This window comes from Sulfurimonas sp. HSL-1656 (genome assembly GCF_039645585.1).
GTDB lineage: Bacteria > Campylobacterota > Campylobacteria > Campylobacterales > Sulfurimonadaceae > Thiomicrolovo > Thiomicrolovo subterrani.
This window is the reverse complement of sequence record NZ_CP147915.1, coordinates 858,830-879,826: the sequence shown is the minus strand read 5'-3', so window position 1 is coordinate 879,826 and position 20,997 is coordinate 858,830. Positions and strand designations below refer to the sequence as shown.

The window sequence follows — 20,997 nt, the reverse complement described above, 5'->3', positions numbered from 1 at the left end:
ATCTGCTATACTTTTGCAGCACCGGGGGGCCCGAACCCCCGAAAGGAACGTGATGGAATGCTTCCCCTGCTACGGCCGCCTCGGACGTGATTCCAGAAAACTGATCGACGCCCACGCCGGGGCGATCCGGCTTGAGGGAGGCATGGAACTCTTCCGGCAGGGGGACCGCTGCAGGGAGATCCTTTTTCTCACCGAGGGGAACGTCCGCGTCTTCCGGCAGCATGAGTCGGGACAGGAGATCACCCTCTATTTCCTCGGCCCCGGCGAACAGTGCAACGTCAACCTCAACAGCGCCTTTACCGACACCCCCGCCATCGGAACCGCCGTCGCCGACGGGCCGATCAGCGGCTATCTTTTTCCCGCCGACGTCGTCAAGCGGCTCTATACGGCCGAAGCTGTTTACCAGGACTATATTTTCGCCCTCTTTGCCAGGCGGCTCGAATGCATGGCAGGGCTGGTCGAGGATGTGCGTTTCAAGAAACTCGACGACCGCCTTCTGGAGTGGCTGCAGGCCCAGAATATACGCCGAATCCCCATCACCCATGAAAAACTCGCCGCACACCTCGGCTCATCGCGGGAGGTGATCAGCCGCCTGCTCAAAGAGTTCGAGCACAACGGAATCGTCACGCTGCACCGGGGCATGATCGAACTGCTCCAATGCCCCGAAACTACGCACTTTACTTAAAGTGAATTTATACAGCGGAACAAACTTCATCCGCACCTTTGACCCAAATGCTCTAACAGTGTACAATGGCGGCATCTTTTTAAAAAGGCTCCCTTTGATGAGAACCATTGCTTTTACAGCCGCCCTACTCCTGCTCGCCGGCTGTAACGATTCACCGAAGACACAGCCCGAGGCCACACCCCAAGCCGCAGCCCCCGTTGAAACGCCTGCGCCGGCAGCCACCCCGGCACCGGTAGCGGAAGTTGCAGACAACACCTCTGTCGCGCCGGCGGCGCCTGTTGCCGAAACGGCACCTGCAGCGGCCCCGGCAGCGGAAAGCGCACCCGTCGCCGAAGCCGCTCCGGCCGAACTCTTCCAGAAGTGCGCCGCCTGCCACGGCAACCACGCCGAGAAAATGGCACTGAACCAGTCCGCCGTCATCGGCGAGTGGGAGAGCAAGCGCATCGCCGACGCCATCATCGGCTACCAGAAAGGCACCTACGGCGGTGCCATGAAGACCCTGATGCAGAACCAGGTCAAAGAGCTGAGCCCGGTCCAGGTCGAGGCCCTCTCCGAATACATCGCCAACCTCTACGTTAAAACGCACTGAGGTCCGGCCATGCAGACGATGGAAGAGACCCAGATCAAACTCGTCATTTTTCTCGTCATCGGTGCGATCTTCCTCTACGTGCTGACCCGCAAGAAAAAATAGGTTATACTTATTTTTCTTTCACACTGAGGAGGGTTTTCACATGAAGGATTTAACGCAGTTTCAGCGCGACCGCAACTGGTTTATCATCTTTTCAGTCGCATTCGTTTTCGGGATTGTCTGGAGCATGATGGGAGACACAACGGGCAAACTGATCTATACGGTGATCGCTTTCGCACTCTTCATCCATTCGGGTATTACGATGGAGCTTCACGCGCACCACGCCGAACACGACCACGACGGAAACGGATGATTTTCCTGATCGCTACGGTATTCGGGTAAAGCCCGTATACCTGAATTCACACCCGGTTCGCTTCGGCAGCAGTCAGTGGCTGACGTCCCTGCCCAACTCCCGCTGTACGGAATCGATCTTCCCTTTTAAGCGCCCTGCTTTGCCTTTCCGGATATCAAGTTTCAGCGACGAATAGACCCGTTCGCACTCCTCGCCCAGGACATCGTAGGCTTTCTCCACGACGGCAAGCGCCTCTTTGACGCTTCCCGTCTCGACAATGGTTCCCATCGGGGTGAGCTGGTAGGGCAGCCCGCTGCGGTCGATCATATCGATGATGCGGCTGACATAGGCGGAGACGGAGGCACCGTCCCGGCAGTCGCCGCTGGTGGGGAACATGGAAAATTCAAGCAATACGGATGTCAAGCGTTACTCCTTCAAGCCTCAGTCAAGGCAGGCCTGCGGCTCAAGGCGGCGCAGTTTTTCAATGTTGTCCCAGGCGTTGTTATTGCCCTTCTGGGCCGCCTTGCGCCAGTAACGGTAGGCTTTGGTGCTGTCTTTTTTGACCCCCAGACCCATCATGTGCATGATCCCGAGGTTGTTCATCGCCACCGTGCTGCCGTTGTCCGCCGCGCGCTGGTACCACTGCACCGCTTCGCCGTAATTCTTTTTGACGCCGTTGCCGGTTTCATACATATAGCCCAGGTTCAACTGCGCCTCCGCATGTTCCTGTGCCGCGGCTTTTTTATACCAGTAGACCGCGAGGTCATCGTTCTTGGTCACGCCGGCACCCCGGCTGTACATTACGCCGAGGTAGAACTGCGCTTCCGCATTTCCCTGCGAGGCAGCCATTTTATACCAGTTGACCGTGCTCGTCTTCGTCGATGCTTCCCCTTCGGCCGCAAAAAGCGCCGTCCACATCAGAAATGTCAGGGCTGCGATTACTGCTTTCATGGATATACCCACTTTCACATATAGATTGCACTATGCTATCTGATATCTATTGAACATAAAATTAAACAAGAAATCAAACTTTTTTTATCTCACAAAAATATCGAGGCCGGATGTCACACGAAATAGCGCGGAGCCAGTTCCAGCAGCCGGCGGTAGATCCGTTCGAAATCCGTCGAATAGACCCGGGTCCCGGCCACGGCGGTAATAAAGTTCGTATCCCGCTCCCAGCGCGGTACGAGGTGCAGGTGAATATGTTCGGCAATCCCCGCCCCGCCGGCTTTTCCGAGGTTCATGCCGATATTGACGCCCTGTGCGCCGAACCCCTCTTTGAGCATACGCACCCCCTGCTGCGCCAGGGCGCTGATCCGCAGCCACGCCTCGGGCGCCAGTGTTTCAAGCGCATCCGTATGAACGTGGGGGATGATCATGAAATGGCCGGGTGTGTAGGGGTAGCGGTTCATGACGACAAAGCAGTGTTCGTCGCGATAGAGGACATGCAGTTCGGCGTCGGCGTCGGCATGTTCGCTGATATGGCAGAAAACGCACCCTTCGATCGTCTGCCCGCTGATATAGTCCGTGCGCCACGGCGCATAAAGAATCTCTTTCATCTGGGGAGTATAGCGCATTCTCATCGGCAGATGGAAGCGTCTCCGGGGAAGGTTCCCCGCAAGCACGCTTAAGCCTGTGGTGTTTCGGTAGGCACGGCTGCGTACGCCGTCAGCTGCCGGTACAGTGCCTCCGGCATCGGCCGGGTTGAGCCCTCGGCTGTCTGGAAAATCTCCCAGGCGATGACGCACCGTGCAATCGGGGTATGATCGGATGCACGCACAATCGCGACGGCCCATTCACCGCCATCCATGCCCAATGCCGTGAGCGCCATCGTCATCTCCAGCATCTCCCCCCAGACCGCCGGTACCAGGTACTGGATATGGATATGACGGTTCCGCAGCGCCATCCCCTCTGCTTTAAGCGCCGCAGGGCCCCACCCGAAACCGGCCAATGCCGTAACGACGGCATCTTCGGCGAAAGCGACGTAACGGGTATTATTGACATGTTCAAGCGTATCCAGGTCCTGCCACTCCACGGTCCGCCGCCGCTGAATCGTTCGGCGCCCCTCCATCGTCAGCTTCGGGAAGGGCCGGTGCGGAACCGTCCGGGGTGTCGTCGTCGTCAGACGTTCCACAATGGTATCGGGGACCGCTTTGGGGCGCATGTTCGCCGGGTTGAGCGTAACGACCTCCTGCGCCCCCTGCGCGACAACCTCCCCACTCGCCTTATGGACAATTTCGAAAAAGCGCGTGCCGTGGACCCTGCGCCAGTGGGCCAGCCAGATGGTCAGTTCGAATTCGTCGTCGGGGAGGAGCGGCCGCAGCAGAGTGATCTGCGTTTCACGGACCACCCAGACCAGCCCGAGCTTCCGGCTGTCCTCGATCCCGAGTCCGACCGCCGCCCCCCAGGACCAGGCCGTTTCGATCAGGTAGCGGAAATAGGTGGGCAGGTGCACCTCTCCGTTGGCATTGGCATCGGACCAGTCGACCCGGAACGTTCTTGAAAAAATATGTGACATCACTGTTCCCCGGATTTAGTAATAGACTTCACGTACCTTCATACGTTTGAGAGGTGCGCCGAAAAGTTCGACCATCTGCCGCTCCGTCAGCGGCAGCGCGTAAAAAGCACCGCCGTCCGCTGTGCCGACAATGGGTGCTGCCCTCCCTCCGGCACAGTGCGAACAGAGCCCGAGACGCTCCAGCCGCCCCGCTGCAAATTTCATGTAAATCCCTTTGCCCTCATAGGCATCGTCTTTTGCCGCCCTCTGCTTCCACGCTTCGGGCCATTGCGGCGGCGGCTGATATCGTTCGAGATAGCGCGACGCCACTGCCGGCGTCAGTTCGTACAACGCATACGACGCTGTTTCGGGAGTAAATTTCAGGCGCACTTTTGCAATGTCGGGTGCTACCGTCTCGGTGAAGTCGATTCCGATGGAATAATAAAGGACGTCGTCCGAGCCGTCAAGCTTTTCGGCATGTGCTACCAGAGAGGGCTTCTCGAAACGCACGACATTCGCACAGCCCTGAAACAGGAGAACCGACAACAAAATTCCCAGTCCAGTCCTGGACCGTATTGCCTTCCACAACCGTCTTTGCGCTGTGATTCTGGCAGACATCAACCTATGCCGCCTATATGAACGCGAAGACGAGGTCGGGGAAGAGCATAACGATAACGATCGCCAGCAGCTGCAGCAGGATAAAAGGGATGATTCCCCGGTAGATCTGCAGCGTCGTCACCATCGTCCCGGCGGCCCCCTTGAGGAAGAAGAGCGCCAGTCCGAACGGCGGGGTAAGGAAGGAGGCCTGCAGGTTCAGCGCGATCAGGATCGCGAACCAGACCGGATCGATCCCGAACGCGTGCATGACCGGCACGAGGATCGGTACGACGATAAAGGAGATCTCGATGAAGTCGATGAAGAAACCGAGGATGAAGATGGCCAGCATCGCGACCCCGATAAAGACCCAGACGTTCCCGATATCGTGACTGAAGAACTCCAAGACAAGATCGCTCCCGCCGAGTTCGTTGAACACGAGGCTGAAGGCCGTCGCTCCGATCAGGATCATAAAGATCATCCCGCTGAGCTTGACCGTCTCCAGCAGCGCATAGCTGACCATGGAGCGGCCGAACGTGCCGTTGAGGGCGCTGAGCAGCAGCGCGCCGACGACGCCGAATGCCGCCGATTCCGTCGGTGACGCGATCCCGGCGAAAATGGAGCCGAGGACCGCGACCATCAGCAGCAGCGGCGGTGCGATCGCGGCCAAAGCTCTGAAAATACCGACACGTTCGCCCTGCGACGCCGCCGGGGCCGCTTCGGGTTTCAACGCCGCATAGACCAGGATATAGACGATATAGAGGCCGACGAGCACCAGCCCCGGCAGCACCGCCCCCATGAAGAGTTCCCCGACGCTGACGTTCATGACGTCGCCGAGGATGATGAGAATGATCGAGGGCGGAATGATCTGCCCGAGTGTGCCGCTGGCCGCGACCGTCCCCGAGGCAAGGCCCTTGTTATACCCGGCCTGCAGCATCAGCGGCAGGGCGATAATGCTCATCATCACGACCGAAGCGCTGACGATACCCGTCGAAGCGGCCAGGATCGTCCCGACCAGCACGACGCTGACGGCCAGTCCGCCGCGCAGCCCGCCGAAAAGGCCGCTCATCGTCTCCAGCAGCTTCTCGGCCATTTTCGACTTCTCAAGGATCAGCCCCATCGCGATGAAGAGCGGGACGGCCATCAGGGTCGTATTGCCCATGATGCCGTAGATGCGGAACGGCAGCAGGCTGAAGACCCCCAATCCCATCTCGGGGATCAGCAGCGCAAAGAGCAGCGCAACCCCGCCGAAGACGAAGGCGACGGGAATGCCCGAAAGCAGCAGCGCCAGCGCGATCACGAACATGGCCAGCGCGATCACACGTTATCCTTCAGTGCATGCCAGGCATTCACCAGCTCACGCAGCGCCTGCAGGATCAGCAGCGCAAACGCGAGGGGAATGAGCGCTTTGACGAGATAACGGTACGGCAGTCCGCCCGGATCGGATGAGGCCTCCATCTGGGTAAAACTCATCATGACAAAGTCGAAACTGACATAGAGGATCAGCACGGAAACCGGCAGCACGAAAAAGAGCATCGTCACCACGTTGACAAGATGCTTGGTCCGGTCGGAAAAACGGTCGTAAAAGATATCGACGCGGACATGCGCCCCCCGGTGCATCGCATAGGCGACGCCGAGCATGATGACTACGTCGAAGAGGTGCCACTCCAGCTCCTGCAGCGCGACGGAGCCCTCATGGAAGAGGTAGCGTCGGGTGGCGTCAAAGACGATCAGGAGCACCAGCATGCCCAGGACGGCTGCGCTCAAGGCGCCGACCGTACGGATCAGCAGCCGGATAAAGGCAAACTTCCCCTGCTCTGTCATATCCGGCAGATCACTTCTTCAGCAGTTCGTCGAAGATCATCTCAAGGTCCTTATCGCTCAGATAGCCCGGGACGATCTCGGAAACCTCGCCTTTGCCGTTAAAGATGATGTTGAAGGGGATACTGCCGTTGAAACGCGCCCGTGAGCCGATATGCTGGACGATCGCCATATTGTCCTCGTATTCGAATACGGGGTAGTTGAACCCTGCCGCCCCTGCCAATTGCATGCGGTCCTGCGGCATCATGCGTCCCTGCATATGGATACCGAAAATGCCGACTCTGTTCCCGTAGCGTTTTTCCATTGCGACGAGGTGCGGGATCTCTTTCTTGCAGTAGCGGCACTGTTTGCCGAAGAAGTTCACCAGTACCGGTTTGCCCTCGTACCCTTTGAAACGCATGCCGTTGGACAGTTCCGTCGCAACGATCGTCTTCTCGCCCGCCGCTTTGAGCGTAAACATCTCCGCGGCATCCGCCGCCCCGAACATCAGCAGCAGCGCCGCCGCCATTATGATTACTCTTTTCATTGTTCTCCCATTTTCCTGTAGTCTACCCGGCAACACTCCTAGAACGGAAGCGCGCCTTTGAGTTTGTCGCCGACCGCGCCGCCGCCGGCCAGTTTGGCCGCTTCCTCCGCGAGCTTGCCGAGCATCGTGTTCTGGTCGCCGACAAGCTTGTTGACGTCGGCGATACCGGACTCCGACGTTTTCAGGTCGGCCAGCTGCGCCGCGGTGTCCCCGCCCAGCAGCGACTTGAGTTCACCCTGGTACTTTTCAAGCTCTTTGCCCATCGCTTTGCCGAGCCCCTGGGAGATCTGGCGGTCCAGGTCGGATGTGACGCCGATGGTCGGTGCCGTCAGTGTCCCGCCCAGGGCCGTGTCAAGCTTGAACGCGGAGATTCCGCTCAAAATACCCGAGACGATCTCGCCCGTTTTGCCGCTGAGCCCCTCGGCCGTGATAGCCGCGTTGCTGAAGGCGAAGCTGCCGTTTCCGGTAAGCGCAGAAGCGTCGCTGAGGCTGAGCGTTCCCGTCATGGCCATGTTGCTCTTGTCCAGCATGACCGGTTTCATATCGAGTGCATCCAGCGGAATTTGCATCGCCTTGAAGTTGACACTGTCCTTTACCGTGTCGCCCAGGCGGTTGTCTTCGCCGGAAAGCACGAGCCCCTTGACCGTCGGGCCGTCACTCGTCGCCTTGAACGTCAGCGGGCGCCCCAGCGCCTTCTGGTTGTCAGAGATGTCGTTAACGGTGCCGGAGAAGGCCTGGCTTTTGAAGAGGCCGTCGATCTGGGTCAGGGCCACCAGCATGTCCGGGCTCGGCACGGTCTGCGGGTAGCGTATCCAGCGCCCTTCGCCCCGCGGCGGTACCGCCTCCTCCGGCGGGTTCTCTCCCCCGGCACTGCCGAGGTAGGGAGAGACCATCGCGTAGTACTCGCGCGCCATCGCCAGGTAGCCCTTGATCTTCTCGCCGAAGAGTCCTCCGATGACGTTGAGCGCCCCGTTCCCGTCGAGGGTATAGGTCGATTTGAGGCGGTTATAATCTGCCATCGGGGCGTCTTTAACCTGCTGCATCAATGAGGCAATGCGTTTGCGGTCGTTGTCGAAATCCGCCTTGAGCTGCGCGAGCGCCTTTTTACGTGCCTCTACTTTTGCTTTGAACGCCTTGGCCTCCTGGGCCAGTTTGATCATCGACTGCGGGTCTTTTGACTGGCTCATCGTTTTGAGCTTGTCCAGATCGGCCTGCAGATCGGAGAGGCTGTCAGCGGTCAGTTCCTCCTTGGAGGCTTTCTCCCAGCGCGCCTTGATCTCGCCGATCTCTTTTTGCGCATCGTTGTAGACCTTGACCGACTGCAGGTCCGCTTTGGCAATGAGGGTCTTGGGGTCGGGGAACTCAAAAGTCGGGAGGGCGAATGCGCTTTCTGCACCCTCTTCCGACGCCGCCGCCTTTGCTTCCGCCGGGGATTTTTTCAGTGTCGCCGGGGTATCGAAGCCGACGCCGCTGATGATCATCTTCTCGATGTGTACTTTGTCCATCAGCAGTGCCGCCAGATCGGCATCAAAACTGATCAGGTCCGCGGAAACGGCATCGACCCCCTCTTTTTTGCCCGCGACTTCGAGGCGGTGAAGCGTGACAGCGCCTTTGCTGAAATCGGTATCGACGGCGCCGACACGGACATCACGCTGCAGCGCGAAACTGCCGCCCGTTTCCACCGTCCATTTGAGCAGCGGGTCGATGACCAGCAGCGCGACGGCAGTGACGATCCCCCCTCCGGCGACGTAGAGGCCCGCACCCCACCAGCGCACCGTCGGATCCAGGTGCGTCGTCGCTTTGAGGAAACCGAAGGTCCCCAGGACGGGTCGCCGTTCCAGGAATGCCGCCAGCACGGTACGGTAACGCCCGATCAGAAAGCCCAGCAGGAGGTAGAGCGGTACGGCCAGCAGCAGGGAGACGACTGTCGCCCCCATGACCAGGGTATTGTTGAAGTGCGTCAGGCGGACGAAGCTGTTGTTGTAAAAGCCCGTCCAGAGTCCCTGCAGCCCTTCGCTGCTGAGAATGGCGTAGCCGAGCTGTTCGAACCAGGGGTCGAAGAGGTAGCCGATACCGGCGAAAAGCGCTGCCGAGACGAAGAAGAGCCCCAGGTGGATATTGAGCAGGAAGGCAATCAGCAGGATTACCGCATTCTGCAGGCCGCTGATCGGCGTCAGTCCCGCGATCATCCCGAGCGTGATCGCCAGTGTCACCTGCCAGGGGCTTTGGGCGGAGTTCAGGGCTTTGAAAAGCTTGAGAAGAAATTGCATGGGGGCTCCTTTGGCTATGGGGCGGTTGATAATGCCCGTATTATATTACAAAATAATTTGCCGTCGGTTACCGGAGGCCCCTAGATAAAGTTCGGGGCGTCGTTGGCGAAGTAGATGATATCGCCTGGACGGGTCTTTTCGGCCAGGACGGCGGTCAGGGTACTCTTCTCTTCAAGGTAGAGAGCGTCGGCGATCTTCAGCTGCGCCTTGAACTGCGCCGCATTGAGCTTCCCGGTGACGATCACGAGGTCGAACACCCCGTTGATCGCTTCGATCAGTTCGCGGTTGAGGGCTTCCGTGCTCTCCACGAGGCCAGGGGTGACGATCACCTTGCGCCCGGAGTGCAAAGCACAGAGGCGGATCCCCTCTTTCATCCCGTCGATATTGCCGTTATAGCCGTCGTCAAGGATGATCTTTCCGCCGGCATCGATGCGCTGCAGGCGGTGTTCGACCGGTTTCAGGGCTTCCACCCCGCGGGTGATGGCGGCATCATCCATCCCCACCGCCCGGGCGATCAGCACGGCGGCCTCGATATTGATGGCGTTGAAGCCCCCGAGCACCGGGGCGTGCAGATGCAACTGCTCCCCGTCAAGGGCGAGGTCGAACGCCGTCCCCTCCAGGTCGGCGGCGATGTTTTCGATCTCCGTTCCGAAGAAACGGACGTTTTCATGCGGTTCTTCCGTCGCTTCATAGTGGACGAACGCCGCTTTCAGACGCGGCGACTGGATCAGCTCCAGCTTGGTGCGCACGATCGTCTCCAGGTCGCCGAAATACTCCAGGTGCTGCGGGCCGACCTTGCCGACGACGGCATAGTGCGGTGCGACCAGCTGCGCGATCTCGAGGATATCCCCGGGACGGCGCGCGCCCGCTTCGCAGACGTATACCCGGGCCGTTTCGGGAAGGGCTTCGTTGATATCTTTGATGATCCCGCCGAGGGTATTGACGCTGCGCGGCGTCATGTAAACCTCGAACTGCGTCCCGAGCAGCTGGGCGATGAAGTTCTTCATGCTCGTTTTGCCGTAGCTCCCCGTCACGGCGACAACCGTCAGGTTTTCCAGCCGGGCCAGTTTGCGCTGCGCCTCCCGCTTATAGGCGAGGAAGAGAAACTTTTCTATCCCCGTCGAAAGCAGCCACGCGAGCAGAAGCGGGAGGAAAAGGGGGAGCGTACCGCAGCTCTTGATAAGGCAGAGGAAATCGCCGAACAGCGCCAGCGCAGCGAGCAGGATGAGGAAACGTTTGACCCGCCAGGTCAGAACCAGCTTCTTGTCCAGGCGCACGTACCACCAGATAAAGGCCCCCAGATAGAGGAGGAAAAAGAGCGGGAAAAATTCGCCCAGAACGAAATAGGCGAGAAAAGGGGTGACGAAGTAAAAAAGGTGCCAGCTGCGTTTGTGGTGGTTGAGCACGACGCGCTCGAGCTTGTAGCTGTACCACTGCAGGTTGAGGATGAGATACCATCCCAGCGTCAGCACCAGCGCGAGGTTGGTCACGACCGCCAGTGTCTGCAGAGCCGCCGGGGTCACTTCACGCTCCGCGTAATCTCGGCGGCGATCTCGGCCGCCACCGCTTCAGGCTGTTTGAGGAAGAAGTAGTGGTCCCCCTCCATCGCGACAAGCCGGCTGTCGGCGATGAGGCCGTTGATCTTTTCCGCGCTCTTCATCGGCGTCGCCGTATCCTCGCGCCCCCAGCACAGCAGGGCCCGCCCTCCGAAATGGCGGAAGGTACCGGAGAAATCTTCGTTGACGACGCGTTTGAACGTCTCGTACATTACCTTGTTGAGGCTCTTGGCGTCCTCGGCGACGAAACGCGACCGCAGCTGGGCCAGCCCCAGGGTCTTGAGCAGTTTGAACGCGGCGATCTTCGCCCGCACTTTCAGCGGCTTCGGCCAGACGATCCCCGCGGAGGAGAGCAGCACCAGCAGCCGGGGGCGCAGCAGGGTCGCGACCTTCCCGCCGAAGGAGTGCCCGACGATCACCTCTTTGTCATTGGCGTTGATCTGCGCCAGGAAAAGCTCCATGATGTCGGCATAGTTCTCGCTGTCGAGCGCGATCGGCGCGGTCGAGTTTCCGAAGCCCGGCAGGTCGATATAGACGTGGCGGAAGGTGTCAAGCGTTTGGCCGAACGCCTGCTTCATCAGCTCTTTGTTCGATCCCCACCCGTGCAGGAAAACGATGGTGTGCTTTGCCCCGGGGTTGATGATCTCGTAACTGATCGAGAAGGTGTGCTGTGCGTATTGGAGGGTCTTAAGGGCCACTATTTTCCTTTGGCTGCATTGATGGAGTGGATGTATTTGTAATCGACCTGCGGACGGCGCGTACGCGGCAGGTTTGAAAGCAGGTCATTGATAGCCGCGGGGAAATCCGCGAAAAGGTAGTTTGCCATCGAACCCGGGATGGGGTTGATCTCGTTGAGGTAGACCTCGCCGTCGATGACGAAGAAGTCGCAGCGGATCAGTGCCCCTTCGAAGAGCCCCTCGTAGATGGAGGCGAATGCCATTTTGAGCTTCACCGCCAGCACGTCGTCGATCGCGGCGCTGCCGACTTCTCCGCTGCGGGCGAAGTCGAGGTACTTCTTGTCGAAATCGAGGAATTCATTTTTCTGCGGCTCTTCGATGATGGAGTAGACGATCCCCTCCGCACCGCGGTAGCCCGCCAGGTTGTACTCTTTGACCCCGTTGATAAAAGGCTCGACGATAACGCTGTCGTCGAACTCGAAAGCGACGTCGAGGGCATAATCGAGTTCCGCTGCGCTCTTGACGACGCTGACCCCGATGGAGCTTCCCAGCCGCGAGGGCTTGACGATGCAGGGCATCGGCGTAGACACCTTGCGCGCCCCCGCCGTATGCAGCTCCTCGTAGGCCACCGTCTTGACGCCGCGCCCCGCGGCGAACCACTTGGTCATGCGTTTGTCGAAGCTCAGTACCGAGGCATCCGTGCGCGGACCGATGAAGGGAATGTCGAAGAACGACAGCAGCGACGCGACCGTTCCGTCCTCGCCGTCCGCGCCGTGGATCAGGTTCAGCACCGGCATCGCATGCTCGGTGGAACCCAGGCGCCGCTTCTGGACGAACGCCCCTTTGGTCAGGGTCAGCACCGGGGCCTTTTTATAGTCGCCGGAGGCGAAATACTTCGCCTTCATGTTGCCGCGATCGATCATGTAGAAAGTGTGGTCCTGGTCGCAGAACACGAACGTCAGCTCATAGCCGGAAAGTTTCTCCATCACGGTGATGGCGCTGACGATGCTGATTTCGTGCTCGTAACTCGCGCCGCCGAATACAATCGCTAATTTCAAGGTGATCCTTACAGTTTCTGAAGTAGTTTGAGCGCCTCTTTGACGAGGGCGGAAGTCTCGGTGCTTTCGCATTTGGCCAGGGCTTTGGCCACTTCCTCTTTCTTGAAGCCCAGGGATTCCAGGGCCTGTGCCGCTTCGCCGGAGGCGGCCGGGGCGGCCGCGTGCCCGGCGGTCAGCTCGATGTCGAAGCCGGCCAGCTCCACGAGGATCCGCCCTGCACTCTTGGGGCCGATCCCGGGCACGCGCTTGAGCTGGGCGATGTCGCTGGCCGCGATCACCTGCCCGAACTGCGCCGGCGTGAAGGTCGAACAGATCGCCTGCGCGACCTTGGGGCCGACGCCGTTGATCTTGATGAGCCGTTCGAAAAGCACCTTTTCGCTCTTCTCAAAAAAACCGAACAGCAGCTGGGCATCTTCGCGGATAATGTGGGAGGTGTGGAGTTTGACCCTGGATTCGCGGATGGCGCCGTAGGTCTGAAGCGAAATGAAGACCTCGTAGATCAGGCCCGAAACGTTCAGGTGCACCACTGTTGGTTCTTTGTGTTCTACCGCGCCTTCAATCCCGACGATCATCCCCGCTCCTGCAGCCAATTTGGTTGTTATTGTAATGCAAAGGGGGTTAAAGTTGTGTAAAAGGGGAAGGGCCCTCAACAGGGCCTCCGGGCGCCGGAAGGTGCGCTGCGTCTATTTTCCGCCGCGGCGTTTCAGCGGGTAGGTTTCGTCGTTGTCGGAGGCATCCGAACAGCTGGGGTCCTGCATGTCGACCTTCCCGTCGCCGTCGTTGTCGATGCCGTCGCTGCACTCCGGGAGCGGTTCGGGCGTTACCGGTGTGACCGTGTCGGTCTCGTCATCGTCCGCACTGTCGGCACACCCCGCGTCTGCCAGGTCCGCCAGGCCGTCGCCGTCGTTGTCGATACCGTCGCTGCAGGCCGCAAGCGGCGCGCTCCCGCTCCCCTCTACCGCAAACGTTGCCGCCGCGATCTGCGCCGTTTTCATCGCCGACGCATCGTACATCGACCGGAATGCCGACGCTTCCGCGGAGCTGTCGCTGAACATATCCTGGGCAAAGGCGTAGGAGACCGGCTGGTAAAGCAGCTCCGCCTCCACGCGGTAGCTGCCCTCCGGCAACCCGCTGACACGGTAGGAGAGCGTGTCGCTTCCGCCGATGAAATCGGCGTCGTTTTCCGCCGCGCCGTGCACGCGGATATCCGCAGAGGCGGTCGCTTTGTTAAAGCCTGCGGGCAGGATGCGGTTGTCTTTTTTATACCCCATGCCGCGCAGCAGCGTATAGGTAACATCACCGAGATTGTTCTGCATGATCGTCTCGTAGATCTGGACCTGGTCGGCCGAGGTGATGACGTCGTAATGCGGCTCGTAGGCCGAAGCGTCGCCGTCCGCGTCCGCGCCTTCGATGCTGCCGTCGGCGTTGACCCGGCCCGATTCGAAGACGACGCTGCCCGCGGCATTCGTCACTTTGAAGTGTACAAACGCACGGCGTGAGGGGAAGCTGGTCGGGAGCTTGTGCCCCGTCGTGCTGCTGATCCTGAGCGCCACGTCCAGGGTGCCCTGCTGCAGTGACGACTGGAGTACCTCGATGGCGGCGGCGCTTTTGAGCATTTCGCCCGCCTTGGCGATCGTGTTGTCGAAGTTGTTCGCCGTCACTTCCAGCGCGCTTTTGTTATTTTTCAGAATGTCCAGCAGCAGCACGTTGCCGCCGACGAACATATGCTGCGCAAAACCGTCGCGCGGCGTATTCGCCCAGTTCGGGCGCATCGAGATACGCACGCCGTCGACCCGCTTCATATGGCAATCCTGGCAGCTTTTGCTCTGGGCGTAGCTGCTGTGTTCCCATTCGCTGTAGGGCATCTGCTCCGGGAACTCGCTCTCGGACGTCGTGCTGAGCACGTTGCCGTTCTCGTCGACGTAGGGCGTTTTCAGGTTGTGGCAGGTCGCGCACATTTTCGAAGCACTGATGTGGTCGCTCTGGCGGATCGTATAGTTGAGGTTATTCATCATCGGACCGGCAAAGACGTCGCCGTACTGCCCGTAGATGGTGCGGCTGTCGTCGACCTCGTAACCGCCGGACATGCCTGAAAGCGTTCCCAGGCTGCCGTTGTCCTTGAGCTGGTGGCAGAGCGTACAGCTCACCCCGTTCAGGGCCTCATCATGGTGCGCGTTTTTCGGGTTCAGAAAGCCGTTGCCGAAGATCGCGACATCATCGCCGGAGCCGTGCGCCTCGACATTCGCCATCGGGGCGTGGCAGCGTGTACACTTATCGTTGATCACCCCCTCCAGGTGCGGGTTGCGGTTGATCTCGCTGCGAACTTTCGCCCGCCACATCGGGTCTTTGGAGGAGTTGGCCATCATCGTGGAGGACCACGCCGTCTCGATCGACATATCGTTGCCGTAACTGTCCGTCATGCCGTTGTGGCAGCGTATACAGTTGCCCGAGCCCATAAAGTGATAGGACGTAAAATAGGTATCTTCCGCCTCTGCAAGGGTGACCAGCAGCCCCAGCAAAAGCAGACTCTTTCTTAAAATAACATTCACTAACATCTCCTAATATCAAAATCAAAGCGCATATTAAGAGAAAAGCGTTAATTCTGTGTTAATTTGTTTATTGTGATATTTATGTGATCCTTCCGCTCCCCAGGTGATATTTTTGGGTTCCCCTGTGCTAGAATCCCTGCTTATAAGAGGGAGTTCCAACCATGATGAACAGACGATACGCGCCGCAGACCTGCCGGGGGGAACAGGATGTTTAAATCCATTTTTACCAACAGTTTCGGCATCCTCTTTTCGCGCATCCTCGGCTTTGCCCGCGATCTGCTCACCGCGTCGGTACTGGGCGCGAATATCTACAGCGACATCTTCTTTATCGCCTTCAAACTCCCAAACCTTTTCCGGCGTATTTTTGCGGAGGGGGCCTTCACACAGTCCTTCCTCCCCGCCTTTACCCGTTCGAAGCACAAAGCGGTCTTCTCGGTCCACATCTTCCTTGTCTTCCTGGGCATCATTTTGCTGATGACCCTCGCGGTCAACCTCTTTCCCGCCCTCGCGGCCAAGGTGATCGCCCTGGGGTTCGACGCGCAGACGGTGCAGATGGCCGCCCCCTACGTCGCCATCAACTTCTTCTACCTGCCGCTGATCTTCGCCGTCACCTTTCTGAGCACCTTCTTGCAGTACAAAAACCACTTTGCCACCACGGCTTTTGCGACCGGCCTGCTCAATATCGCCCTGATCATCGCCCTGCTGCTCGCCCGTGACGGCAGCGATGAGACCGTGGTGCTCTATCTGAGCTACGGGGTCGTCCTCGGCGGCTTTGCCCAGCTCTTCGTGCACCTGCTGGCCATCCGCGGCCTGAACCTCCACCGCCTCATCGGGGGCGGCATCCGCTACTACGGCCGCAAAGCCGCCAGGATCAGGGAGGAGACCCGCCGTTTCACCCGCGAGTTCTTCCCCGCGGTCTGGGGAAATTCGACGGCGCAGATTGCCGCGTTCCTCGACACCTGGCTCGCCAGTTTCCTCAGCGCCGGGGTGATCAGCTACCTCTACTACGCCAACCGCGTCTTCCAGCTGCCGCTGGCGCTCTTTGCCATCGCCACATCGATCGCCCTTTTCCCCAGGATCTCCCGCCACCTCAAACACGACAACGAGGCGCAGGCGCACACCATGCTGGCCAAGGCGTTCTGGTTCCTCCTCTACCTGCTCAGCTTCTCGGCCGTCGGCGGGATCGTCCTGGCCGAAGAAATCACGCAACTGCTCTTCGAACGCGGGGCGTTTACCGCTGACAACACGGCTGCGACGGCCCTGATCCTGCAGATGTACCTCATCGGTCTCATCCCCTTCGGTCTGGGCAAGCTCTTTTCGCTCTGGCTCTACGCCCAGCGCCGGCAGGGTGAAGCGGCGAAGATCGCGACCTGGAGCCTGGGGACGAACGTGCTGCTCTCCCTGGCGCTTATCGCCCCCCTCGGCGGCGCGGGGCTGGCCCTGGCCTCGTCGCTCGGCGGCACCGTCGCCCTCGCGGCCACGCTGCGGGCCGTGGGACGGGCACACGTATCTGCTATAATTCGCCCGAAAAACGGGCTCCGGTGGCTGTTTGCCGTCGCACTCTTCACCCTGGCCGTCCTCGCATTCAAGGAGCTGATGCATGCATATATTTGACAGTGTCACCAAGACCAAACGCCGCTTCGAGCCGCTGATCCCGGGCAAAGTATCGCTTTATGTCTGCGGCCCGACCGTCTACGACGACGCCCACCTGGGCCATGCCAAGAGCGCCCTCGTCTTCGACCTGCTTCGCCGCGTGCTTGAAGCCGAAGGCTACGATGTCACCTATGCCCGCAACATCACCGATATCGATGACAAGATCATCAACAAATCCCGCGAAGCGGGCATCTCCATCACGGAGCTGACCGACACCTATACCGAAGCCTACCACCGCGATATGAGCGCACTGGGGGTACAGCGCCCCACCCTGGAACCCAAGGCGACCGAATCCCTCGAGGCGATGTTCGACCTCATCCAGAGACTGCTCGACACCGGCCACGCCTACCAGACGAGCAACGGCGACGTCTATTTCGATACGGGGAGCGACAACGGGTATCTCAGCATCTCCAACCGGCGCCAGGACGAGGCCGATACCCAGCAGCGCGTCGAGAGCTACGGGGAGAAACGCCATCCGGCGGATTTCGCGCTATGGAAAGGGGTACAGGACGACGCCGTCGCTTTCGACTCTCCCTTCGGAAGAGGACGCCCGGGGTGGCATACGGAGTGCTCGGCGATGATCGAAAAACACCTCAGCACCCACATGGAATACGCCATCGACATCCACGGCGGCGGGGCCGACCTGCTCTTCCCTCACCACGAGAACGAGGCCGCACAGACCCGCTGCGCCACGGGACACGAACTGGCACGCTACTGGATGCACAACGGCTTTGTCACCGTGGGCGGCGAGAAGATGAGCAAAAGCCTCGGCAACAGCTTCTTCATCAAGGATGCGCTGAAAGCCTACAGCGGCGAAGTGCTCCGCTTCTTCCTGCTCGGCACCCACTACCGCAGCGACTTCAATTTCAACGAAGAAGACCTGCTGGCCGCGAAAAAACGGCTCGACCGTCTCTACCGCCTGAAAAAACGCCTCTTCGGCATGAAAGCGGTCGAGGAGAAGACGCCGTTCCAGGCTGCACTGCTCGAAGCGCTGGGGGATGACCTCAATATCTCAAAAGCCCTGGCGCTGCTCGATGAGATGATGGCCGCGGCAAACGAGGGGCTCGATGCCAATCCGAAAGACAAAGGCTTCAAACGCAAAGTGCTGGCCGACCTCGCCTATGTCGAATCGCTCCTCGGTTTCGGGACGCTGAACCCCTACGCGTATTTCCAGCATGGGATCGATGAAGAGACGAAAGCAAAAATCGAGGGGCTTATCTCGGCGCGCAACGAAGCCAAGCAGGCGAAGGACTTTGAACGTTCGGACGCGCTCCGGAACGAGATCAGCGCCCTGGGGGTTCAGCTGATGGACACCCCGCAGGGGACCTTCTGGGAAAAAACGGAATAGCGGCCCGACACGGCGGCGCTTACCCCCGCAGCAGTTTCAGACGCCCCTCGGCCGCTTCGAGCTTGTAGATGATCTTGCGCGTCAGCTCTTTGAGGTCGTTGCTGTAATTCATCACCTTCTCCTGGTCCAGTTCGGACAGTTTCGGCTGGCTGCCGAAAAGTTTCGAAACCAGCCCCTTCTCCTTCTGGTAGAGTTCATAAATCTTGTAGTACTCCTCATGCCACTGCTTATGCAGCTCTTCGATCTCTTCAATGAGTGAAGCGCCCACCAGTTTTTTCAGCCCCTCTTCATCGTCGCGCAGCGCTTTGTCGACGCCGCACTCCAGATAACTCGTCGCAATCTCGTCCCCGTCAAGCGGGATTTTTTTGACCATCAACAGTACTTTTTGCATTTCGCCGTTCTGCAGTTTTTTTGCCTGGGCGACCACTTGAAGCGCATCAATTTTTTTCATATTTGTCATCTCACTTTAGCATCTGTTTCAAATTAGAAACAATTATACTAGCTTAACGTTGAATTTATTTAACGATCGTTAAACTTTTTCAGTAACCGTTAATAACGGTGCAAATTATTAAAAAGGTTATTTGATGTCAGGTTTTGTTAAAGATCGTATTGATCTGGACCCGAAAAAATATATTGTCAGTAAAACGGATCCCAAGGGGATCATCGAGTATGGGAACGACTATTTTGTCGAAATCTCGGGCTACAAAGAGAGCGAGCTCATCGGCCACCCGCACAATATGATCCGTCATCCGGATATGCCGAAAGTCATCTTCAAAATGATGTGGGACCGTATCAAGAGTAAGCACAACATTTTAGCCGTCGTTAAAAACCGTGCCAAAGACGGCCGTCACTACTGGGTCATTACCGACTTCGAACCGAAAACGGACAAGATCACCAACGAGATCGTCAATTACACCGCCTACCGCAAAGCGGCACCCGACAACGTCATCAAAACCATTGAGCCGATCTACAAAAAACTGGTCGAGATCGAGAACGAGAGCGGTGTGGAAGGCTCCGAAAAATACCTGCGCGGCTACCTCGAAGAGAAAGGAAAAAGCTACGACGAGTTTATCAACGACCTGGTCGGCAACAAAGGCCTCTTCAAAATCTTCTTTACGACGATGAAAAAACTTTTCGGGTAATCAGGCCCCAGAGACAAGCGCTTCCAGTGACGCCGCGCGACCGCGATGGCGCCGACAGGAGCACAATCCCCCCGCTTCTTTCACCCTTTCTACCGTTACAGCAGACTCCGCAAAACCATAAAGACCAGTGCCGACAACAACGCCGCAATCGGCAGCGTTACGATCCATGCCAGCGCGATGGGTTTCATCAGCGCCCAGTTCGTCTGCCGGTTGACCATCCCGACCCCCAGTACCGCACCGATGAGGATATGCGTACTCGATACCGGAATCCCGAAGGTCGTCGCCAGCAGGATTACGGCGCTGGCGGAGAGTTCGGCGGCAAAGCCCGATGCGGGGTGCATGTTGGTCAGATCGTGCCCGACGGTCTGGATGACGAAGCGCCCGACGAACCAGAGCCCGCCCACCATGGCGATCCCCGCCGTCAGCATCGCCAGCGGCGGGACGGCCGCCTGCCCGGCCACCGAGCCTGTGCGCAGCACATCCAAAATCGCCGCAAACGGTCCGATGGCATTGGCGATATCATTGGAACCGTGGCTGAAGGCGAACCCCGACGCCGTAAAAACCTGCAGCCAGCTGAAAAGCATGAAGGTGGACTTTTCCAGGTTCTTTCCCTTGATCGTCTTCGCATAGATAAAGACCGCCATCCAGACCAGGGCAGCGATCATGAACATGATCAGGTACTTGTTGAGGGTGGAGAAATCGAGGTCGATGTGTTTGAGGCCCTTGAAGATGACCATGCCGGTGATGATCATGGAACCGAAGGCGGCGATCAGCGGGACCCAGTTCTGCAGGGCGTGGTACGCCTTGATCTCCTCCTTGCGTTTGCGGTGCGCATACATCTTCTTGTAATAGATCGATTCGATTTCCGCAGGGGAGAAGTCATCCTCGTGCTCCGCCTCGGAATCCTCGACGACTTTCAGGTCTTCCGCCATCCGCGCTTCCGGCGCCATCGCCATGTACTGGGATTCATACTCCCGGCGCAGCGCCTTCTTCTCCAGTTTGAGCGCTCTGAGCCTCTCCGACGCCCGCTCGTTGTAGCCGAGGATGTACGTTTTGATCGCGCCGTAGAGGAGGTAGGCCAGCAGACCGCCGAGCAGCGGCGAGATCACCCACGACGACGCGATCAGGCCGATCTTGTGCCAGTGCACCATCGAAAGCGCCGTTTCCGCGCCGTCGATGACGATCCCCAGCGCAATGGAGCTGCCGACGATCCCGCCGACGATAGAGTGGGTCGTCGAAACAGGCCACCCCTTCCGTGTCGCGATCAGCAGCCACCCCGCGGCCGCGAGCAGTGCCGACATCATGATATAGACGAACTCCATCGGCGAGACGTCGATCCCGCCCAGGTCGACGATCCCCTTACGGATCGTGTCGGTCACCTCTCCCCCGGCGATCATCGCGCCGCTCACTTCGAAAATCCCCGCGACGACCAGCGCCTGTTTCATCGACAGGGTGCCGGCACCGACGCTGGTCCCGAACGAGTTGGCGACGTCGTTCCCGCCGATATTGAACGCCATAAAGACCATAAAGAGCGTCGCGAGCAGAAAAATAAGCGTATGGTGGTGGTAGGTATACCCCATCCCCCAGATGACGAACCACAAGCTCGCGGCACTCAGAAGGGCGGCAAAAAAGAGGTTTTCTTTCGATGCGTGCGGCATGGTGACTCCTACGTCATGAACGTCTGATTATTCCCCAGCCCCG

General features: G+C 58.9%; 22 protein-coding genes. 6 read left to right on the top strand and 16 right to left on the bottom strand.

Translation table 11 applies throughout. The annotated features are described in order from the left end of the window. Positions 1 to 52: 52 nt before the first annotated feature. The 3 genes from WCX49_RS04455 to WCX49_RS04445 all read left to right on the top strand — a co-directional run bounded on the left by WCX49_RS04455 (position 53) and on the right by WCX49_RS04445 (position 1,626). Positions 53 to 685 carry a Crp/Fnr family transcriptional regulator gene (locus WCX49_RS04455; protein ID WP_345986378.1) on the top strand — a complete coding sequence of 211 codons (633 nt, stop codon included), beginning with the start codon at positions 53 to 55 and terminating at the stop codon, positions 683 to 685. Between the two features lie 97 nt (positions 686 to 782). Next, positions 783 to 1,274: a c-type cytochrome gene (locus WCX49_RS04450; protein WP_345986377.1), complete on the top strand. Its 492-nt coding sequence runs from the start codon at positions 783 to 785 to the stop codon at positions 1,272 to 1,274. A gap of 142 nt (positions 1,275 to 1,416) precedes the next feature. Then, complete coding sequence (locus tag WCX49_RS04445; RefSeq protein WP_345986376.1) at positions 1,417 to 1,626, top strand: hypothetical protein; 210 nt, start codon at positions 1,417 to 1,419, stop codon at positions 1,624 to 1,626. A gap of 72 nt (positions 1,627 to 1,698) precedes the next feature. On the opposite strand, the gene WCX49_RS04440 is transcribed toward WCX49_RS04445, so the two are convergent. The 14 genes from WCX49_RS04440 to WCX49_RS04375 all read right to left on the bottom strand — a co-directional run bounded on the left by WCX49_RS04440 (position 1,699) and on the right by WCX49_RS04375 (position 15,153). Continuing rightward, on the bottom strand, positions 1,699 to 2,001 hold the full coding sequence (locus WCX49_RS04440; RefSeq protein WP_345986783.1) for an MTH1187 family thiamine-binding protein: 303 nt from the start codon (positions 1,999 to 2,001) through the stop codon (positions 1,699 to 1,701). Between the two features lie 45 nt (positions 2,002 to 2,046). Further along, complete coding sequence (locus tag WCX49_RS04435) at positions 2,047 to 2,556, bottom strand: tetratricopeptide repeat protein (RefSeq protein ID WP_345986375.1); 510 nt, start codon at positions 2,554 to 2,556, stop codon at positions 2,047 to 2,049. 113 nt (positions 2,557 to 2,669) lie between these two features. Then, positions 2,670 to 3,164: an HIT domain-containing protein gene (locus WCX49_RS04430; protein WP_345986374.1), complete on the bottom strand. Its 495-nt coding sequence runs from the start codon at positions 3,162 to 3,164 to the stop codon at positions 2,670 to 2,672. 68 nt (positions 3,165 to 3,232) lie between these two features. Next, positions 3,233 to 4,123, bottom strand: coding sequence for a thioesterase family protein (locus WCX49_RS04425; RefSeq protein ID WP_345986373.1), 891 nt, complete (start codon positions 4,121 to 4,123; stop codon positions 3,233 to 3,235). 15 nt (positions 4,124 to 4,138) lie between these two features. After that, positions 4,139 to 4,648, bottom strand: a complete 510-nt coding sequence (locus tag WCX49_RS04420) for a hypothetical protein (protein ID WP_345986372.1) — start codon at positions 4,646 to 4,648, stop codon at positions 4,139 to 4,141. Positions 4,649 to 4,733: 85 nt separating this feature from the next. Next, positions 4,734 to 6,017, bottom strand: a complete 1,284-nt coding sequence (locus WCX49_RS04415; RefSeq protein WP_345986371.1) for a TRAP transporter large permease subunit — start codon at positions 6,015 to 6,017, stop codon at positions 4,734 to 4,736. Beyond that, a complete protein-coding gene (locus WCX49_RS04410) occupies positions 6,014 to 6,520 on the bottom strand; it encodes a TRAP transporter small permease subunit (RefSeq protein ID WP_345986370.1) in 507 nt (168 codons plus the stop codon). The genes WCX49_RS04415 and WCX49_RS04410 overlap by 4 nt, the downstream gene beginning before the upstream one ends. A 10-nt stretch (positions 6,521 to 6,530) precedes the next feature. Then, positions 6,531 to 7,043, bottom strand: coding sequence for a TlpA disulfide reductase family protein (locus tag WCX49_RS04405; protein ID WP_345986369.1), 513 nt, complete (start codon positions 7,041 to 7,043; stop codon positions 6,531 to 6,533). Between the two features lie 38 nt (positions 7,044 to 7,081). After that, positions 7,082 to 9,313, bottom strand: coding sequence for a TIGR03545 family protein (locus WCX49_RS04400; RefSeq protein ID WP_345986368.1), 2,232 nt, complete (start codon positions 9,311 to 9,313; stop codon positions 7,082 to 7,084). A gap of 80 nt (positions 9,314 to 9,393) precedes the next feature. Continuing rightward, positions 9,394 to 10,836, bottom strand: coding sequence for a UDP-N-acetylmuramoyl-tripeptide--D-alanyl-D-alanine ligase (murF, locus tag WCX49_RS04395; RefSeq protein WP_345986367.1), 1,443 nt, complete (start codon positions 10,834 to 10,836; stop codon positions 9,394 to 9,396). Next, the gene (locus WCX49_RS04390; RefSeq protein ID WP_345986366.1) at positions 10,833 to 11,567 is read right to left on the bottom strand and encodes an alpha/beta hydrolase; all 735 of its coding nucleotides are present in this window, start codon (positions 11,565 to 11,567) and stop codon (positions 10,833 to 10,835) included. The genes murF and WCX49_RS04390 overlap by 4 nt, the downstream gene beginning before the upstream one ends. Next, positions 11,567 to 12,604 carry a D-alanine--D-alanine ligase gene (locus WCX49_RS04385; RefSeq protein WP_345986365.1) on the bottom strand — a complete coding sequence of 346 codons (1,038 nt, stop codon included), beginning with the start codon at positions 12,602 to 12,604 and terminating at the stop codon, positions 11,567 to 11,569. Before WCX49_RS04385 ends, WCX49_RS04390 begins: the two co-directional genes overlap by 1 nt. 8 nt (positions 12,605 to 12,612) lie before the next feature. Beyond that, positions 12,613 to 13,176: a Holliday junction branch migration protein RuvA gene (ruvA, locus tag WCX49_RS04380; RefSeq protein WP_345986364.1), complete on the bottom strand. Its 564-nt coding sequence runs from the start codon at positions 13,174 to 13,176 to the stop codon at positions 12,613 to 12,615. Between the two features lie 111 nt (positions 13,177 to 13,287). Further along, positions 13,288 to 15,153, bottom strand: coding sequence for a hypothetical protein (locus WCX49_RS04375; protein ID WP_345986363.1), 1,866 nt, complete (start codon positions 15,151 to 15,153; stop codon positions 13,288 to 13,290). A gap of 207 nt (positions 15,154 to 15,360) precedes the next feature. Between WCX49_RS04375 and murJ the strand changes: the two genes are divergently transcribed. Both murJ and cysS read left to right on the top strand, forming a co-directional pair. Next, complete coding sequence (gene murJ, locus WCX49_RS04370; protein ID WP_345986362.1) at positions 15,361 to 16,767, top strand: murein biosynthesis integral membrane protein MurJ; 1,407 nt, start codon at positions 15,361 to 15,363, stop codon at positions 16,765 to 16,767. Next, positions 16,754 to 18,154 (top strand): cysteine--tRNA ligase, encoded by a 1,401-nt coding sequence (gene cysS / locus WCX49_RS04365; protein WP_345986361.1) that lies wholly within the window; start codon positions 16,754 to 16,756, stop codon positions 18,152 to 18,154. The genes murJ and cysS overlap by 14 nt, the downstream gene beginning before the upstream one ends. 19 nt (positions 18,155 to 18,173) lie before the next feature. On the opposite strand, the gene WCX49_RS04360 is transcribed toward cysS, so the two are convergent. Beyond that, positions 18,174 to 18,605 carry a hypothetical protein gene (locus WCX49_RS04360; RefSeq protein ID WP_345986360.1) on the bottom strand — a complete coding sequence of 144 codons (432 nt, stop codon included), beginning with the start codon at positions 18,603 to 18,605 and terminating at the stop codon, positions 18,174 to 18,176. Positions 18,606 to 18,738: 133 nt separating this feature from the next. On the opposite strand from WCX49_RS04360, the gene WCX49_RS04355 reads away from it, so the two are divergent. Beyond that, the gene (locus WCX49_RS04355; protein ID WP_345986359.1) at positions 18,739 to 19,296 is read left to right on the top strand and encodes a PAS domain-containing protein; all 558 of its coding nucleotides are present in this window, start codon (positions 18,739 to 18,741) and stop codon (positions 19,294 to 19,296) included. Between the two features lie 95 nt (positions 19,297 to 19,391). On the opposite strand, the gene WCX49_RS04350 is transcribed toward WCX49_RS04355, so the two are convergent. Next, a complete protein-coding gene (locus WCX49_RS04350; protein ID WP_345986358.1) occupies positions 19,392 to 20,954 on the bottom strand; it encodes an inorganic phosphate transporter in 1,563 nt (520 codons plus the stop codon). Between the last annotated feature and the right edge of the window lie 43 nt (positions 20,955 to 20,997).

What these genes read in the sequence shown, in the direction of transcription:
- WCX49_RS04455 (WP_345986378.1), top strand. Translation starts at nt 53, where the DNA reads ATGGAATGCTTCCCCTGCTACGGCCGCCTCGGACGTGATTCCAGAAAA.
- WCX49_RS04450 (WP_345986377.1), top strand. Translation starts at nt 783, where the DNA reads ATGAGAACCATTGCTTTTACAGCCGCCCTACTCCTGCTCGCCGGCTGT.
- WCX49_RS04445 (WP_345986376.1), top strand. Translation starts at nt 1,417, where the DNA reads ATGAAGGATTTAACGCAGTTTCAGCGCGACCGCAACTGGTTTATCATC.
- WCX49_RS04440 (WP_345986783.1), bottom strand. Translation starts at nt 2,001, where the DNA reads ATGTTCCCCACCAGCGGCGACTGCCGGGACGGTGCCTCCGTCTCCGCC.
- WCX49_RS04435 (WP_345986375.1), bottom strand. Translation starts at nt 2,556, where the DNA reads ATGAAAGCAGTAATCGCAGCCCTGACATTTCTGATGTGGACGGCGCTT.
- WCX49_RS04430 (WP_345986374.1), bottom strand. Translation starts at nt 3,164, where the DNA reads ATGAAAGAGATTCTTTATGCGCCGTGGCGCACGGACTATATCAGCGGG.
- WCX49_RS04425 (WP_345986373.1), bottom strand. Translation starts at nt 4,123, where the DNA reads ATGTCACATATTTTTTCAAGAACGTTCCGGGTCGACTGGTCCGATGCC.
- WCX49_RS04410 (WP_345986370.1), bottom strand. Translation starts at nt 6,520, where the DNA reads ATGACAGAGCAGGGGAAGTTTGCCTTTATCCGGCTGCTGATCCGTACG.
- WCX49_RS04405 (WP_345986369.1), bottom strand. Translation starts at nt 7,043, where the DNA reads ATGAAAAGAGTAATCATAATGGCGGCGGCGCTGCTGCTGATGTTCGGG.
- WCX49_RS04400 (WP_345986368.1), bottom strand. Translation starts at nt 9,313, where the DNA reads ATGCAATTTCTTCTCAAGCTTTTCAAAGCCCTGAACTCCGCCCAAAGC.
- ruvA (WP_345986364.1), bottom strand. Translation starts at nt 13,176, where the DNA reads ATGATCGTCGGGATTGAAGGCGCGGTAGAACACAAAGAACCAACAGTG.
- murJ (WP_345986362.1), top strand. Translation starts at nt 15,361, where the DNA reads ATGTTTAAATCCATTTTTACCAACAGTTTCGGCATCCTCTTTTCGCGC.
- cysS (WP_345986361.1), top strand. Translation starts at nt 16,754, where the DNA reads ATGCATATATTTGACAGTGTCACCAAGACCAAACGCCGCTTCGAGCCG.
- WCX49_RS04360 (WP_345986360.1), bottom strand. Translation starts at nt 18,605, where the DNA reads ATGAAAAAAATTGATGCGCTTCAAGTGGTCGCCCAGGCAAAAAAACTG.
- WCX49_RS04355 (WP_345986359.1), top strand. Translation starts at nt 18,739, where the DNA reads ATGTCAGGTTTTGTTAAAGATCGTATTGATCTGGACCCGAAAAAATAT.
- WCX49_RS04350 (WP_345986358.1), bottom strand. Translation starts at nt 20,954, where the DNA reads ATGCCGCACGCATCGAAAGAAAACCTCTTTTTTGCCGCCCTTCTGAGT.